Annotated in this window: 12 protein-coding genes; 3 read left to right on the forward strand and 9 right to left on the reverse strand. The window is 60.2% G+C overall.

What is annotated here, in order from left to right:
• Positions 1-609: 609 nt before the first annotated feature.
• The gene (locus ACR2R1_RS08510) at positions 610-1560 is read left to right on the forward strand and encodes an IS1595 family transposase (protein ID WP_434112355.1); all 951 of its coding nucleotides are present in this window, start codon (positions 610-612) and stop codon (positions 1558-1560) included.
• Between the two features lie 404 nt (positions 1561-1964).
• Here ACR2R1_RS08510 and ACR2R1_RS08515 read toward each other — a convergent pair whose 3' ends face one another.
• The 5 genes from ACR2R1_RS08515 to ACR2R1_RS08535 form a co-directional block, all read right to left on the reverse strand.
• Positions 1965-2975 carry a tetratricopeptide repeat protein gene (locus tag ACR2R1_RS08515; RefSeq protein ID WP_434113588.1) on the reverse strand — a complete coding sequence of 337 codons (1011 nt, stop codon included), beginning with the start codon at positions 2973-2975 and terminating at the stop codon, positions 1965-1967.
• A gap of 6 nt (positions 2976-2981) precedes the next feature.
• Positions 2982-3653, reverse strand: a complete 672-nt coding sequence (locus tag ACR2R1_RS08520) for a phage tail protein (RefSeq protein WP_240502412.1) — start codon at positions 3651-3653, stop codon at positions 2982-2984.
• A 25-nt stretch (positions 3654-3678) separates the two neighbouring features.
• Positions 3679-4560, reverse strand: a complete 882-nt coding sequence (locus ACR2R1_RS08525) for a PEP-CTERM sorting domain-containing protein (RefSeq protein WP_168175353.1) — start codon at positions 4558-4560, stop codon at positions 3679-3681.
• A 522-nt stretch (positions 4561-5082) separates the two neighbouring features.
• Positions 5083-6492, reverse strand: coding sequence for an APC family permease (locus ACR2R1_RS08530; protein WP_434113592.1), 1410 nt, complete (start codon positions 6490-6492; stop codon positions 5083-5085).
• Positions 6493-6522: 30 nt separating this feature from the next.
• On the reverse strand, positions 6523-8271 hold the full coding sequence (locus ACR2R1_RS08535; protein ID WP_434113595.1) for a hypothetical protein: 1749 nt from the start codon (positions 8269-8271) through the stop codon (positions 6523-6525).
• Between the two features lie 936 nt (positions 8272-9207).
• Between ACR2R1_RS08535 and ACR2R1_RS08540 the strand changes: the two genes are divergently transcribed.
• Positions 9208-10164: an IS110 family transposase gene (locus ACR2R1_RS08540; RefSeq protein ID WP_434110321.1), complete on the forward strand. Its 957-nt coding sequence runs from the start codon at positions 9208-9210 to the stop codon at positions 10162-10164.
• A 345-nt stretch (positions 10165-10509) separates the two neighbouring features.
• The gene (locus ACR2R1_RS08545) at positions 10510-10980 is read left to right on the forward strand and encodes a hypothetical protein (protein ID WP_434113037.1); all 471 of its coding nucleotides are present in this window, start codon (positions 10510-10512) and stop codon (positions 10978-10980) included.
• Positions 10981-11648: 668 nt separating this feature from the next.
• On the opposite strand, the gene ACR2R1_RS08550 is transcribed toward ACR2R1_RS08545, so the two are convergent.
• From ACR2R1_RS08550 to ACR2R1_RS08565, 4 genes are all read right to left on the reverse strand, one after another.
• Positions 11649-12122, reverse strand: a complete 474-nt coding sequence (locus ACR2R1_RS08550) for a DUF1348 family protein (protein WP_086134535.1) — start codon at positions 12120-12122, stop codon at positions 11649-11651.
• Between the two features lie 31 nt (positions 12123-12153).
• Positions 12154-12759, reverse strand: a complete 606-nt coding sequence (locus tag ACR2R1_RS08555; RefSeq protein ID WP_086134536.1) for a glutathione S-transferase N-terminal domain-containing protein — start codon at positions 12757-12759, stop codon at positions 12154-12156.
• Between the two features lie 13 nt (positions 12760-12772).
• Entirely contained in the window at positions 12773-14056 is a 1284-nt protein-coding gene (locus ACR2R1_RS08560; RefSeq protein WP_434113600.1) for a pyridoxamine 5'-phosphate oxidase family protein, read from the reverse strand.
• A gap of 148 nt (positions 14057-14204) precedes the next feature.
• A complete protein-coding gene (locus tag ACR2R1_RS08565; protein ID WP_086134538.1) occupies positions 14205-14750 on the reverse strand; it encodes a carboxymuconolactone decarboxylase family protein in 546 nt (181 codons plus the stop codon).
• Positions 14751-14826: the final 76 nt, after the last annotated feature.

Consider the following 14826-nt stretch of genomic DNA (forward strand, 5'->3'; position numbering starts at 1 on the left):
ATCGCAAACGGTCGCTTTAGTCGCGACCCTTCCGACGAAGACGCTCGGCCGGGACGTGGCGTCGGGAAGAGGGGCTTCGGCGCTCCCGAAGACGCCGTTTGCGATTGGGAGGGATTCCCGACCTACAGGGTGCTACAGTCGTAGGTCGGCAATCCTTTGCCGACGAACCCGTTGGCCCAACGGCACCGTCGGGAAGGGCGGCTTCGGAGCTCCAATCGCAAACGGCCTGGCCGGGAGCGCCGGCCACGCCCTTCCCGAAGACGCCGTTTGCGATTGGAAGGGGCCGATTAAAGGCCCGTTTGCGATTGGGAAGGGATTCCCGACCTACGCGCGAGTGCCCGCACAATAGGTATGAAAATGCTCTAAGTACATTCAGGGAAGTCTTGCGGCATAGGGAACCTGCAGGACAACCCCGCCAATCAAGCCAATCTGTCGAGATTCCGCAAATATTTGCGGAATGTACTTAGCCCAAAATTCGCCTGGCAATGGCTGTAACCGGAAAACGACTAGCAACGCGTTACCTGATTAGCGACGAAGTTCAGTACAGGCTCACATAGTGAGCCACTAGGGTCCTTAGACTATGGGCATCTATCACAAGCGGGGTGTCCCATGCCTATGAACCGGGTGCAATTTCAAAAGGGTTTGTCGTTGGCCGAGTTTCTGACGCAATACGGCAGTGAAGCGCAGTGCGAAGCGGCACTGGAGGCCCTGCGCTGGCCGGACGGTTTCCGCTGTCCGGTCTGCGGCGGCGCGCGCCACACGGTGTTCGAACGGACCGGGCGGAAATACTGGCAATGCGGACACTGCCGGAGCCAAACGACGCTGATCGCCGGGACGATCTTCCAAGCGACCAAGCTGCCGCTGACCACCTGGTTTCTGGCCATGTATCTCCTGACCCAGGCCAAGAACAATGTCTCGGCACTGGAACTGATGCGCCATCTCGGGGTGTGTTATCGCACGGCATGGCTGGTGAAGCACAAGTTGATCCAGGTGATGGCGGAGCGGGAAACGGATCGGCAGCTGGCCGGGCGGGTCGAGATCGACGATGCCTACCTGGGCGGTGAGCGGCCGGGGAAACCGGGGCGTGGTTCCGAAAACAAGTCGGCCTTTGTGATGGCGGTGCAAACCACGGACGACGGGCGTCCGTTGTTCCTGCGCGTCGATCCCCTGCCGTTCACGCAGCAGGCTATCGCGGACTGGGCCAAACGCGCCTTGGCCCCGTCGACCTACGCACTCACCGATGGCCTGAGCGGGTTTCGGAGGCTGCACCAGGTCGTCGCTTGCCATCATCGCCTGATCCTGGGCTCTGGGCGGCAGTCGGCGCAACATCCGGAGTTCCATTGGGTAAATACGATGTTGAGCAACCTGAAGACAGCCATTTCCGGCACCTATCACGCGTTCAAATTCGAGAAATACGCCCAGCGGTACCTGGCCGAGTTCCAATACCGCTTCAATCGGCGTTTCAATCTCAAAACCCTGCTTCAACGGCTGGCGCGCGCCGCGGCGTTCGCTAAGCCTCGACCCGAGTGGCAAATTCGCTTGGCTGAAGTTCATCGCTAATCAGGACGCGTTATGGTTAACAAAGGCGAGAGCGTGCTCAGGACGTGCACTTGGCGCGCGGAATTCTCGTTGTGGGCGCTTCCCGCTCGGATTGACTGATTCCACCAGCAATGAGCCGCACTTTCCGCCACGCACTTCGTACAGATCAACGGCAGGAATTCGGCGAGGCTGTGTGAAAACTCACGAGCGAACCGACTCGAGATGGAATTCACTCCATTCATCCGTCACTAACAAGCAAATTCTGAATCGATAACTCCACGTCGGCAGGAACGTTAGGCAAAACTCGGCGGAACCTCTCCACCCGATTTTCAATTTTTGCGTTTTCACACAGCCTCCGGCCTGAACGGTCATTCGCCTTCGCCGATACCGGCCATTTCTGAACGACTGCTTTACCCTCGGGCGACTCAAGGGGGAGGAAAGGCGGCATAGTGGCGGGCTAATTTCTCGTCAAGTTCGGGCTTCCATGTCTCCGGCATAACGGCGTTCACTTGCTCCAGCATCTCGGAAGCGCGTCGCACTTCTTCAGGACCAGGCGCCCGCCGGAGGGTGGCGGAAAGCCACATATACGTCTTGGCGAGAAATTCGGGAGCCAAATTGCCGGTGGCGGGGTCGCGAGGCGCCGTGAAATACAATTCTGCGGTTGGGAAGTAAGCCGGGCCGTAACCGTGTGAGGCCGCCGATTCGAACCAGTAGCGGGCTTTCTCCGGACTTTTTGGCTGCTGGCCGCCGGCGAGTTCGATCATTCCGAGCCGATATTGAGCTTCCCCATAGCCCCGTTGCGCCGCCTGCTCAAGCCAGGCCCTTCCCTTGGCGGAATCTTGCACGGCCGGGTCGCTCTCCAGGTAAAGCAAGGCGGTCGCGTACATCGCCTTGACGATACCTCGAGCCGCGACTTGTTCGCACAACGCGACGCCCTTGGCCGGGTCCTTGGGCACACCTGTCCCGCGGAGGTATAGCTCTGCCAACGCGCAGTGGGAAATCCAGTGCCCGCCCTGGGCAGCATCCTCGTAGAGGACGGCCGCGCGGGCCGGGTCGGTCGGACCGTTAACGCCTTTCACCAAGCAGTCGCCCAGGAAATGCTGGGCGGTTGGCAGCCTGGCCTTGGCCGCGCGCTCATACCAGCGGCACGCCTCTGCGGCGTCCTTGGGGCGGCCCCAGCCAAGATCGTAAAACAGCGCTAGGGTGAACTGAGCCAGGGGGTTGTTTTTCTTTTCGGCGTGTCGCCGATATTCCGCATATGCCCTTGAATAATCCTGCCGGGCCAACAATTCCTGGGCCTTTTTCAGTTGGGCCGACCAGTCTTCGGCCGCCGCGAGAGAAACGGATGTCGAAACGGCCAACCACCCGGCCACAAAGCAAAGACCCCGGCGAACCGGGGTTTTTGCAAGCACCTTGAAAACGAATCGCCTGTCCATCGGACGTCAGTTGCGCGAAGGAAAAAGACCTTCAAGGGCAACGATGCAGTTGAGCACCAGATAGGGCGGCATGATCTGGACCGGCTGGCTGCCGCCGCTTGTGCCGATGGTAGTTGTCGCGGATGCCGTACCCCCGACGGAATTCGCCGCCATGTCGACATCCGGCGCGGCCGTGTTGTAGGTGTTATTACGGCCGGTCGACGACAGAGCATTCCCTGCCGGGTTGGGGGTGGCGGCCTGGCCGGTGTTTGCCCGGATTTTCAACCCGGACGTATCAACTGTCGTTGTTGCGGGGTGGCTGTGCGCAGGCATCTGGCCGACGTTTAGAGTCACCGCTTCCGAACCTCCATTTTCACCGAGAATGCGGTTGGATAATCCTGGCCCCTGGCCCATATGCATGGGAACTCGTCCCCGCAAATCGGGAAGGGCGAAAGTGGTCTGGCCATTGCCGCCGTAAGTGGTGCCCAACAGCGCAAACAACGCTGAATTCTGGGCGATGGACAGGAGTTGTCCATCGCAAGTGGCCCAACCCCGTGGCGCGTAGTTGAAACCGACAAAGTCGATGGAGCCGAGATAGTCCTCGGATCCTGCCGCCGAAGCCGAAATGGCGGTCGACAGCATGCCGCCGAACAGGATGACTCTCAATACCGAGCGAATTCTGTTGTGCAGAGTGTTCATCGTTGGTTCTCGCAGGATTGAGTGTCTAATCTGCTTTGATGGATCGGCGTGTCGCCCGCAGTCCCATTAAGCCTGCTCCGATCAGCCAGAACGTGGCGGGTTCGGGAACGGCCGGCGGCGTGGTTTGGTTCACCACGCTGCTGACAAAGAGCCGGCTCTCGACGGTGGCGCTATAAGTGCCATCGAACAGAGCCAGAAACATATTGTTCTCTCCGGTCAGATTTATTATGGCGCCCGGGCTGAGAAGGAAATCGAGCAATACGGTGCCGCTGTCCGACAAGGACGCACCGAAGGTGCCCAATGGCCCGAAAGGTGTATCCACTGTGGTCCCGTCGTTCGAGCCGCCGGCTGAGTCGCCGAAAAAAGTGTCGGAAATCAGATCGCTGAAGAAGATTTCCGTCACGCCATCATTCAGAAAGATGTCCCCTTCGATGCCCACGTCGTCTCCATTGGCATCGACCTGATTGGTAAATTGGAGGCCGAGGGTGATCTGGAAGGTATCGGTCGCCGAGGCATTGCTCAGGGTAACGCCGTAATTTCCGAAAAAGTCTGAGGATCCGGAGCCGCCAGCGGAGTTGCCGGTGCCGGTGAAGCTGATGCCGACGCTGTCATTGATATCGGTCAGGGCGCCGCCCAAGGGCAGGGTTCCGGTGAGATTGAGACCGCTGTCCACGGTCGAGGTCGTCAGGGAGCCTCCGATCACCTGGGAAAAAGTCCCGGTTTGGGTGGATCCCGCCGGCGCGGAAGAACTGAGACCATCCAAGTCGACCGTGGCCGTGATGGAAATGTTGGGATCGAACGGTACGGCCGACGCCTCCCCGCTCAGGAAGAGCGCGACGGAGCAAGCCAGCACGATAAATCTGGGCAAGGTTGCCGCCGGGAATCGCATGACGGAATGCTGGAACATGTCCTTATTCTCCTCTGGATTGGTAAAGAACAACCGGAATGGCCGACCTTCGAGCGCAGCAATATTCGCGCCGATCATCTCAAGAGCACGTCCATCAGGAAGAATTATCTTCACAACCAATTAGTTACGTTCATTCCGTCCTCGCTAATCCTACGCCCGCCCACGCCAACGGGGATGAAACCGTAAAAATTCCTGACACTGTTACTATGACATTCCCCTCCCAGCGCTCCGTTTCGCCTAATCCCTAGGGACCACAGAAGCAGAAAGTTGAGAGAAAACTCGATTATTACCGTTATTGCGTTGGTACCCCCAATCAGGTGTAAGAAAATCTGACACTGCCCCGCCCTCGGGCCGCATACCCGAACCTTTCGGCGGCTATTTCCTGGATTAAGGAAATGTCGGCGCTCGAATGGGCCGTCGACTCAAGACGAGATCCAGGCCCCAGCAGATCGGCCGGGTCTTCAATCATCCGTTCATGATGTTCGTTCATCGCATTGGTATGGATGAGCGGGCTCACCGGCGTCACTCAAGACCCGCGCCCGAACCGGCGTTCATTCTGAACCGCCAATAGGCATAAAAAGGCAATCCGCCAGCCAGGAGCGCCAAGCCCAGCCCGGTCTCCCGCGGATTATGCATTGCCAGGCTGGTGCAGAATGCACCCGCCACCAGAAAGAACGCCAAGGGCACCCAGGGATAGCCCAAGGTCCGATAGGGTCTCGGCAGTGCCGGCTGACGGCGGCGCAGCACGATCACGGCGAGTGCGGTGATGCCGTAAAACGCCCACATGCCGAAGATCGCGTAATTGAACAGGTGCTCGAAGGCCCGCTCGTCTCGACCGAATACCAGGATCAAGCCGCCCGCCGCGAGGCCCTGCACGATCAAGGCCTTGGCCGGCGTCCGATGCACGGGATCTACCTCCCCCATGTGCCGGAAAAACAGCCCGTCGCGGGCCATCGCGTAGGACACACGGGCGCCACTCAGGATGGCGCCGTTCAGGGTAGCCAGGGTCGACACGATCGCCGCCGCCGTGATCGCCCTGCCGCCCCACTCCCCCAGGGCGGAGGACGCCATGTCCTGGGCCAAGCGCCCGGATTGCTGAACCGCAGCTAGCGGCAGGACATAGAAATAGGCCAGGTTGATCAAGAGGTAGACGGCCATCACGCCGATGATGCCGAAGATCAGAACGCGCGGGATCGTGCGCTGAGGATTCCGGATCTCCGCCCCGATCATGGTCACGTTGTTCCATCCATCGTAGGCCCACAATGCGGCCGCCAGCGCGGCGCCATAGAATTCGATGCCGTTCCGGGTCGAAGCCGTGGCAGCACCGGAAAAGTGTTCCCACGAGCCTTCGCCGCTCGCGAGGCCCAGGGCCGCCAAGGCCACGATGGCGCCAACCTTCAGCAGCGTCAGGACGGTCTGTACCTCGCTTCCCAGGACGACGCCGCCGTAATTCAAGAGGGTGAAGACCAGGATACTGGCGAGTGCCGCGAGCTGGACGCCGGTGAGCGTGAAATCCAGGCCGGCGACGGAAGACCCCCAAACCGGTTGATCGAGATCATGGATGAAGAAACCGAGAAAGATGGCGAACGCCGTGGCGACGCTGGCGATCGATCCGGTCTTGCCGATGACCACCTGTTGCCAGCCGAAGAGGAATCCCCATAAGGGGCCATAGGCACGCCGCAGGAAGACATATTCCCCACCGGCTTCCGGGAAGGTGGCGCCGAGCTCCGCATAACTGAGCGCCCCGGCGAGCGAAAGGAGCCCTCCGGCCAGCCAGACCAGGAACACCGCCCAGACCGTGCCCGCCTCGCGGGCTATGGTCGAAGGCACCAGGAATATGCCGGTGCCGATCACGGTGCCCGCCAGGATCGCCCCCGTGCCAAGCCATCCGATCCCCCGCTCCAGTTCGGGGCGCCTAGCGGGGAGGTTCATGGATTTCCGTATCCAACGCCATGTGGAACCTTAACGTGGAGGTCTGCGCATTTCATGGAACCAGCGACGGTACTGTTCCATGCGATTGCGCTGATCGGCCGGCGCACGCCGCACGCAGGTGGCATATTCGGCCGTTCCCGGTTCGGCGCCCCAGCGGAATTCCGGACAGTCGTTGGGATTGTAAGCCGTCTCGAACGCCGGCCGCCGCGCCAGGATATCGGCGACCGTCAATCGCCAGGTCGAACCGTCGCTCCGGGTATAGGCAACCTGCCGCTCTTGTATCAGCTTCCGATGCCGTTGCTCGATCTCTTCCCTGACGATTTCCGGCACCCGTCCGCCGAGCACGAAAAGCTCGGGATAACGGACGATGCGCTCCGGGAAACGTGTCAGCACGTCCATGGCGATCAGGAGGCGCATGTCCCGGGAGGGCGTCGAATAGTCCTCCCAGGGTCCGACGGTCTCGAAGATCGAAGGCCCCGTCGGCATCGGGATGATGGCCCCTGGATGATGCCTCTGAAAATTCTCGCCGTTCTCGACGGCGTGAACTCGTGTCTCCAATTGTTCGACCAAGGCGTCGAGCACGGATTCGTAGGCTTTTTCGGCGTCCAGCCCCTCAGGATCGATGAGCCGCATCATGCGCGCGTAGAAATCCTCCGCCGGAAGCTCGGCCTGCTCCGCCGAATAGGGTGCGATGAAGGGATGCTCCGCCAAATCCGCGTTGCTCTGGAGGCGCAGAGGCCCCTGCCCCTCTCTCCCGAGCGGCCGAAAGGATTTGAAGCCCGGACCCGCGCTCTTCACGTCATCGACAAAAAGAAACGTGCCTTCCCAGAAGCGTTTGCGGCCGACCGAGTTGTCCGGCTGCGCGTCGACGGCGAGGAGCAATCCGGCCTGATCGCCCGTTTGCGGGACCCATTTCACGATGACCAGGATATGCCCAAAGGGATCGGCGTAGACCGTGCCGGGCCACAGGTTTTCGCGTTTGAGCTCGACCGGGTAGAAGTCCGTGCCGTCGTCTTCGAGTGCCGTTCGGGCATTCCCCGAGTGAACCGTATCCATCAGCCGCCGGGACAGATCTCTGAAGACCGAAGCAGGTGCCGATTTCGCCGAAAAGCGCTGGTCGATGATGGCCGTTCCACAGCGCGGCGGCCTGAGCGAAGTTCCTCGATCGCAGGCGCGAAACGCCACCGGCAATCCGATCTTCCAGGCGAAGTAGGCGCGGAGGAAATACGGGAGGTCCGCGCAGTCCGGCGTGGCGGGAAGCCTCTCGTCCTCGCCCTGGCCGAAGTGATCGTGAAGGAAGTTCCGCTCCGGGTTCCTGAGGATCGGTTCGAGAGAGGGCAGTGTGTAGTTTTCCTCGATCGGCGCATCGAAAAGGCGTTCGATCCAGGCGGAATATAGCCCCTCGTGCCGCCGGTCCCATTCGGCTCCGGTGCGCTCCGATCCGGCCTCGGCGTCGTTGCCGACGATCAGGCGGCGGCATGCGACCATCTCGCCCTGTCTCCGCGCTTCGATGCGGTAGGCTCCAGGGACGGCGTGATCGATGAAGGAGGCCGCGCTCCACGGAGGTCCGCCCCGCCAGGTGACGGCCAAGGCTAGTTCAGCGCCATCCGGCGCGAAGGCTCTCAGTTCGCTCACCGGCCCGTCAGTCGCCACGACCATGAGCTTGAGCGGCTCGCCGATCACCGGCTTTTCCGGCGATGTCCAAACGGACGCGGCCCCGCCCTCCGGGCACGGCTCGGCATCTGCTCCGTCCAGTGCCCGGCAGAGTGCCGGCAACATCGTTGCCATGCCGATGGCGAGAAGCAATATACCCCTTAGGAGATTTCCCGGAAAAAATATCCCTGCGGACGCGTAGGCCGGATTAAGCAAAGCGCATCCGGCACTTCCGCCGCCATCGCCGGAGACTGCTGCCGCCTTACTCGGGTCTAGGTATGCTGCACCCATATGCATAAGAACATTGTCTATCGTATCGCCTAACGCCCTGCCCCGCCCCGCCCCGCCCGATCTGCCGTGCACGATGGCCAGGTTTCCCGGGCGATCTGGCATTCCTCGTCGGTGGAGATCCCCGAGGACACGTACCGGACTCGCCGGCTGTCCAATTTCCGAAAGGCCACACGAGGCCCTGTCGTTCGCCGCTGAATCGAGCACGATGCCGAACCAGCATCCTTAACCGAGGCGGGCACGGAGTACCCAGCCCGCTGGATGATCTATAACGCTGAGAGCTCATTATGTCACTATCGCATCGCCCTAAGCGGGTTCGAGAGTTTGTCGCTCACCGGCAAATTCAAGCCGGTAATATTCATTCCCTAGAGCATTTTCCGATTCGGTGTCAGAGCGCCCGATAGGTAGGTCGGCAATCCTTTCCAATCGCAAACGGCGTCTCCGGGAGCGCCAGAGCTGCCCTTCCGACAAAGCCCTTCGCCAACTCGGTGTGTCGGCAAAGGATTGCCGACCTTATATCTCGATTCTGGATTCCACAAGAGGCAGAATCTCCGACTGATCATCGGACCCAGACGCTGGGCAAGACGTTGCCGACCTTGGGCCTGAAGCCCGCGCCGTAGATCGTCCCCCAGCGTCCCTTCCTCGCCATAGAGTTCGAACGGTATCGTAGGGCTGCCTTGGGCAACACCCTGGATGGATAAGGCTGAACCCGGCAGGAGCGGTTTCGATCGGTCAGCACTTTGCCCCATCGTCAACGCAGACCCAGGAGACCCTATGACGTTCAGCCCCATCGGTATCGACATCGCCAAAGCCAAGTTCGACGCCGCCGCGCTACGCAACGGCAAGTACAAAACCAAGGTCTTCCAGAACACGCCCGAAGGGTTTAAGGCGTTCCTGGCCTGGCTGCAAGCCTTCCCAACGCCCCACGTATGCCTGGAGGCCACCGGCCGCTATGGTGAGGGCTTGGCCCTGTTCCTGGTCGACCACGGCCTCGCCGTCAGCGTGGTCAACCCCGCCCAAATCCACGCCTTCGGCCAAGCCGAACTGAGCCGCACCAAGACCGATAAAAGCGATGCCAAGCGCATCGCCCGCTTCTGTCTCAGCCAACGGCCTCTGCTCTGGCAGCCGCCTCCGCCGGCCGTGCGCCAATTACAAGCCTTAGTGCGTCGGCTCGAGAGCCTCCTCGAGATGCGGCAGATGGAAAAAAACCGCCTGGACGGGGCCGACCCCACCGTACGCGCCTCCATCGAAGCCGTGCTCGCCACCCTCGACACCGAGATCGCCGCTACCCAACAACGCATCCGGGAGCACATCGACCACGATCCGGACCTCCGCCAACGGCGTGACCTGCTCGACACCATCCCCGGTTTAGGCGACGCCACCATCCCGGTGCTGCTGGCCGCCCTGGGCGACGTTCACCGCTTCGAAAACGCGCGCAGCGTCGCCGCCTTTGCGGGCCTCTCGCCCAAAGAGCACCAGTCCGGGAAGTGGAAAGGCCACACCCGCCTGTCCAAGACCGGCGATGCCTTGCTCCGCAAGGCCCTTTATATGCCGGCCATCGTCGCCTGGCGCCATAACCCACTGATCCGGGCCTTCTGCGAACGCCTTAAAGCCCAAGGCAAGAACGGCAAACTCATCGTCGGCGCCGCCATGCGCAAGCTCCTCGTCCTGGCCTACGGCGTCCTTAAGTCCGGCCGACCGTTCGATCCCAATCATGGGCTTGCATCGTGATTTCTAAGACGGTATCTACGTTTTTCCTTCCCGACGCGAAGCCGTACACCGGGATGAAAAACGCCCTAGATTCTCAGAATGCTGTCTTAAGTTAACGGCCGGTATCGGTCAGGACGAATGACCGGAATGGCCGACGACCGGCGAGTCACCGCTGAACCGTCGACGGACCGAAATCTTGAAGAGCGCTGGCCGTGTCCAGCGTGTGAATTAATTAACAGCCTGAATGGACTTATCGCCTCATCATAGCAACCGCCTCGATTTGAGGCAGATCTTACGGTTTGGCCGGTGACATTTTCGGTCGGCGATTCAAACCGCCCTCTCTCATCAACTTAGGAGGATATTCGCATGAAGCACCTGAACAAGTCCCTATTGGGAGCCATTGGGCTCGGACTGGGGCTGCAGACCGTCGCAGACGCCGCGCAAACGCCCAACTTCTACGAGTGCACCGGCCGGCACGTCAGCCTTACCCTGGTGGTGGGCAGCCAGGCAGAAGTTGGCATTCTCCCAACGCAAACGACCCTCAATCTGCAATTGGGCGAAAAAAGCTATCGCTTTCAGGAATCGGACATCGTCACCGAGTCAACCCTGATTGGCGATCTTTGGGAGGTGGTGTTGGAACACATACCGGACCTCCACATTAAACATGCGTCCGTGGTGATTCCATCCGTCTCGTTGGGAGAGTCGCCGGTCACCTTCAAGAGCCAGCTTATCCTGACCACGGTGAACACGCCGTTCATCCCCACGCCCTTTGAGGGGGTGGTCAATCCTTCCAAATACATCGATCTCGCCTGCACGGCTTCGATGGTTTATTTTTAGGCTGGCTTGCGTCCGAGCGGCGATAGGCGTTCCGGCATCGAGCGGTTGTTGTCGGAGGCCGCGTTCGAGCCGCTGAGTCTCGACCCGAGGCCATCCGCGGTTCGGCGAGACAACGAGATTCACGCCCGTAGTCGCGCGCTGTAAGGTGGCGGCACCGGTCGATGATCCGACTGGATAAACCGGACGACGCCTCGCCGCCATTCGGCAAAAACGTCACGGGCAGCGCCTCGTTTGGGGCTGCCCGTGAATCCGCGAGCACCGAAGTCCGTCTGGAACCCGAACGTTCGGCGGCAGCCTGGTCCGTCTTGGACTCGCCGGTGTTTTTCCGATCCTTTACCTCGACGCTTTGCTGTTTCAATGTTGAATGACGGCCAAGAACGATCTCCGGAAGTTTGTTTTCGAGTGGGTGGTTTTCGGTCTTTGCTGACGGTGGTGGCCATTTCTTGATTTGCCCGAATGGCCGCTTAGTGTGATCGACCCAGAGCGCTTGACCATTTTCTGGCGTGAAAGCCGATATTTTTCCTATCGCGCGTGTGCTGGGGCCCCTAAGTCATTAACGCCGGTTCCAGAACCTCTGTCAGCAAGCCAGAGCGGCCGAAGCAGTCTACGTCTACAGTCTATTTTTACGTAACCGTCCAGCGCCGGACGGTTATCCGCCAAGCCGCTATTCATAACCCCAAATCGCTCAAACTGGCGTGATCCTCGGGACGAGGGCCCAGAGGCCAGTGGAACAACCGTTGTTCTGGCTTGATTGGCAGATCGTTGATGCTGGCGAAGCGCCGTTCCATGAAGCCTTGTCGGTTAAATTCCCAATTTTCGTTGCCGTAACTGCGGAACCATAGCCCGGAATCGTCATGCCATTCGTAAGCAAAGCGCACGCCGATGCGGTTGTCGGTAAACGCCCATAATTCCTTGATTAAGCGATAGTCCAGTTCCTTGGCCCATTTGCGTTGCAAAAATTGCCGCACCTGCTCGCGGCCGCGCGGAAATTCGACGCGGTTGCGCCAGAGTGTGTCTTCGGTATAGACCAGTGCGACGCGGTCCGGATCGCGCGAGTTCCAGGCGTCTTCGGCCATGCGAACTTTCTGCGCCGCGGTTTCAGCGGTAAATGGCGGAACGGGCGGTTTGATTTCCTCGGACATGATTATTCTCCGTCACTGAAGGGTGAGTGAGTTAAGCCTGCCACATTCCCGGCATCGGAACATAACCGGGCAAGGCTCGAAGGCGCTGAAACCAGGCGACGATCTTCGGGTAAGCGCCGATGTCGATGCCGCCTTCCGGCGCCAGCGCCACGTAGGGATAGGCGGCAACGTCGGCGATGGATACTGTGTCGCTGGCTAGCCAATCGCGGCTTTCCAGGTGGCGGTCGATAATACCCAGTACTTTTTCGGCAGTTTGCTGGGCTTTTGCCGTATCGATGGCGCGGCCGAATTTGTGGTGTACGCGCAGCATGGCCGGCCCGTGGAAGATTTCATTGGCGGCGGTCAATAGCCAAGCGGCGATTTGCGCCAAGCGGAAGGCATCGTCCGACCACCATTGTTCGCCGCCGTAGCGTTTGGCCAAATAGACCAAAATGGCTTGGCTGTCACGGATGGTCAAGCCGTCGTCATCTAATACCGGCACTTGGCCGAACGGATTGAGTTGCAAATAATCCGGGCTGCGTTGTTCGCCGCCGACTAGATTGACCGCCTGGGTTCGGTACGGTAGCGACAGAAAACTCAACAACAATCGAACCTTGTGGCAATTGCCCGATAGCGGCACGTCATACAGGGTCATCATGATGCTCTCCTGGCTAAGTGAAACTTTCGAATTGCACTCGCTGTTCGGCGATGCCGAGTTGGCGGGCGGTTTGGCGCACGGCGTCGATCAGGCGGGTTGGGCCGCAGACGTAAATGACGGCATCGGCCGAGACGTTAGCGAGCAGGGCCGACACGTCCAGCCGAGTCGGGTTTTGCACCTGGCTGAAATAAAACCGGCATCGATTGGGAAACTGCCGTCGCAAGTCTTTGACAAAGGCGATTTCCTGCGGCGCACGGCCGGTGTAATGCAGTTGAAAATCCGCACCCCGTGCGGCCAATGCCTCGGCCATCGCTTTTAACGGGGTGATACCGATGCCGCCGGCGATCAACAATGCCGGGCGGTCGTCGTCGTGCAGTGGAAAATAGTTGTCCGGCGGATCGAGGTTGAGGCGGGTTCCCAGTTGCCAGCCGGCGTGCAATGCCGACGAGCCGCCTTCTCCTGCGTCCACTCTTAGCACGGCGATGCGGTAGCAGTCCGGATCGTCCGGCGCGTCGGTCAGCGAATAAGCGCGGCTGGTGATGTCGCCGTTGGTCAGCTCAATCGGCACGCGGATATGCGCCCCGGCCCGATAGCCAGGCAGGGGCTCGCCATCGGCATGGCGCAATTCATAGGCGCGAATGCGCGGCGTCAGTTGCCGAATCCCGGTAATGGTCAAGGGCAATGCGCCAGTGCCCAATGAGCGAGGGACTGGTTTATCCACCGCTACGGGTTGGCGGCGGGCTTGTTCGATCAGCGCTTCGACTTCGCGTTGGCTGTAGCGTGGTGTGATGTACTTGGGGCAATTCCAGTCGAAGGCTTCGACCCGGATAACGATGCCGCGCTCGACGGGGGCGCGAAAGTCGGGCGATTCCAGTTTCGCCAGCAATGCCGGCTCGGTGCGTTCGTCCACCGCTCGTGCCCGACCCCAGATTTTCAAGCGCCGCCGCTGCGGATAGTCCATCAGCAACAAACTAACCCGGTCGTCGCCGCGTAAATTGCCTACCGAAATGTATTGGCGGTTGCCGCTGAAATCGGCGTAACCAAGGGTACGGTCATCCAACACTTTCAAGAATCCCACCGGCCCGCCGCGATGCTGCACATAGGGCCAGCCGGTTTGACTCACCGTGGCTTGATAAAAGCTGTCGCGCTCGGCAATAAAGGTTTGCTCGGCGCCGCCCAGTACAACCTCTTCGGCCTCGCCGAGCTCGGCCGCCCGATAGGCCGTGCGGCTGCCCATTTCGGTTTGTACCGCTTGCACGTCGGGTGTGAAACTGATTTTGGCAAAAGCGCGGGCCATGAGCTTGCTCCTGATTGGGTTGGAAACATTGGCGTTTACCGTGACACAGCCGCCAACTGTATTGAATAGCCGTAATCTGCAAGACTTTATTCCATTCAGCGCAAGAGTCCGGGCACAAGTCCGTCCTTGTACTTGGCCCGGGTCAATACTAGGCCGCCTGTTTTAAGGCCACTTTCGGGAAGTCGATTTCAACCCGACTGGCTTTACCCAGGATATTGGTCAGCACGTTCATGCCAACATGGGTGATCACCTCGACGATGTCCGCCTCGCTAAATCCGGCGTCGCGCATGGCCTGCAGTTCCGCGTTGGTGACCTCGCCCTTGTGCTCGGCCAGGGCGCGGGCGAATCGAACCGCCACTGCCGCCTTTGCATCCTGACTGGAACCGGCCCGGTTGGCTTCGATTTCCGCCCCGTTCAAACCGGCTTTGCGGCCGATGGCAGTGTGCGCGGACAGGCAGTATTCGCATTCGTTCTGCTGCGCCAGCGCCAGCGCGATGCGCTCGCGTGTGGCGGCGTCCAGTGAACCGTGGTTGGCGATGTGATGCAGGCCAAGGAAGGCTTTTAGGGCGTCCGGCGAGTTTGCGAACACCCGCAGGAAATTAGGCACCATGCCCAACTGGCTTTGGATCGCATCCAACAGGCTGCGTTGTTCGGTGTTGGCGCTTTCGTTGCTGACGGTGGTGATACGGCTCATGTTGGTTCTCCAGATGATGAAAGGGTTTGTCATACGCCCGCGTGAAATTCGGCAGGCGGATATAGTCTGTCTTGTT

Origin of the sequence: Methylocaldum sp. GT1TLB, assembly GCF_051027445.1 — a bacterium.
In the GTDB taxonomy this organism is placed as follows: Bacteria; Pseudomonadota; Gammaproteobacteria; order Methylococcales; family Methylococcaceae; genus Methylocaldum.

Coding starts and splice junctions, on each gene's coding strand:
- ACR2R1_RS08510 (WP_434112355.1), top strand. CDS start 610: ATGCCTATGAACCGGGTGCAATTTCAAAAGGGTTTGTCGTTGGCCGAG.
- ACR2R1_RS08515 (WP_434113588.1), bottom strand. CDS start 2,975: ATGGACAGGCGATTCGTTTTCAAGGTGCTTGCAAAAACCCCGGTTCGC.
- ACR2R1_RS08520 (WP_240502412.1), bottom strand. CDS start 3,653: ATGAACACTCTGCACAACAGAATTCGCTCGGTATTGAGAGTCATCCTG.
- ACR2R1_RS08525 (WP_168175353.1), bottom strand. CDS start 4,560: ATGTTCCAGCATTCCGTCATGCGATTCCCGGCGGCAACCTTGCCCAGA.
- ACR2R1_RS08530 (WP_434113592.1), bottom strand. CDS start 6,492: ATGAACCTCCCCGCTAGGCGCCCCGAACTGGAGCGGGGGATCGGATGG.
- ACR2R1_RS08535 (WP_434113595.1), bottom strand. CDS start 8,271: ATGTTGCCGGCACTCTGCCGGGCACTGGACGGAGCAGATGCCGAGCCG.
- ACR2R1_RS08540 (WP_434110321.1), top strand. CDS start 9,208: ATGACGTTCAGCCCCATCGGTATCGACATCGCCAAAGCCAAGTTCGAC.
- ACR2R1_RS08545 (WP_434113037.1), top strand. CDS start 10,510: ATGAAGCACCTGAACAAGTCCCTATTGGGAGCCATTGGGCTCGGACTG.
- ACR2R1_RS08550 (WP_086134535.1), bottom strand. CDS start 12,122: ATGTCCGAGGAAATCAAACCGCCCGTTCCGCCATTTACCGCTGAAACC.
- ACR2R1_RS08555 (WP_086134536.1), bottom strand. CDS start 12,759: ATGATGACCCTGTATGACGTGCCGCTATCGGGCAATTGCCACAAGGTT.
- ACR2R1_RS08560 (WP_434113600.1), bottom strand. CDS start 14,056: ATGGCCCGCGCTTTTGCCAAAATCAGTTTCACACCCGACGTGCAAGCG.
- ACR2R1_RS08565 (WP_086134538.1), bottom strand. CDS start 14,750: ATGAGCCGTATCACCACCGTCAGCAACGAAAGCGCCAACACCGAACAA.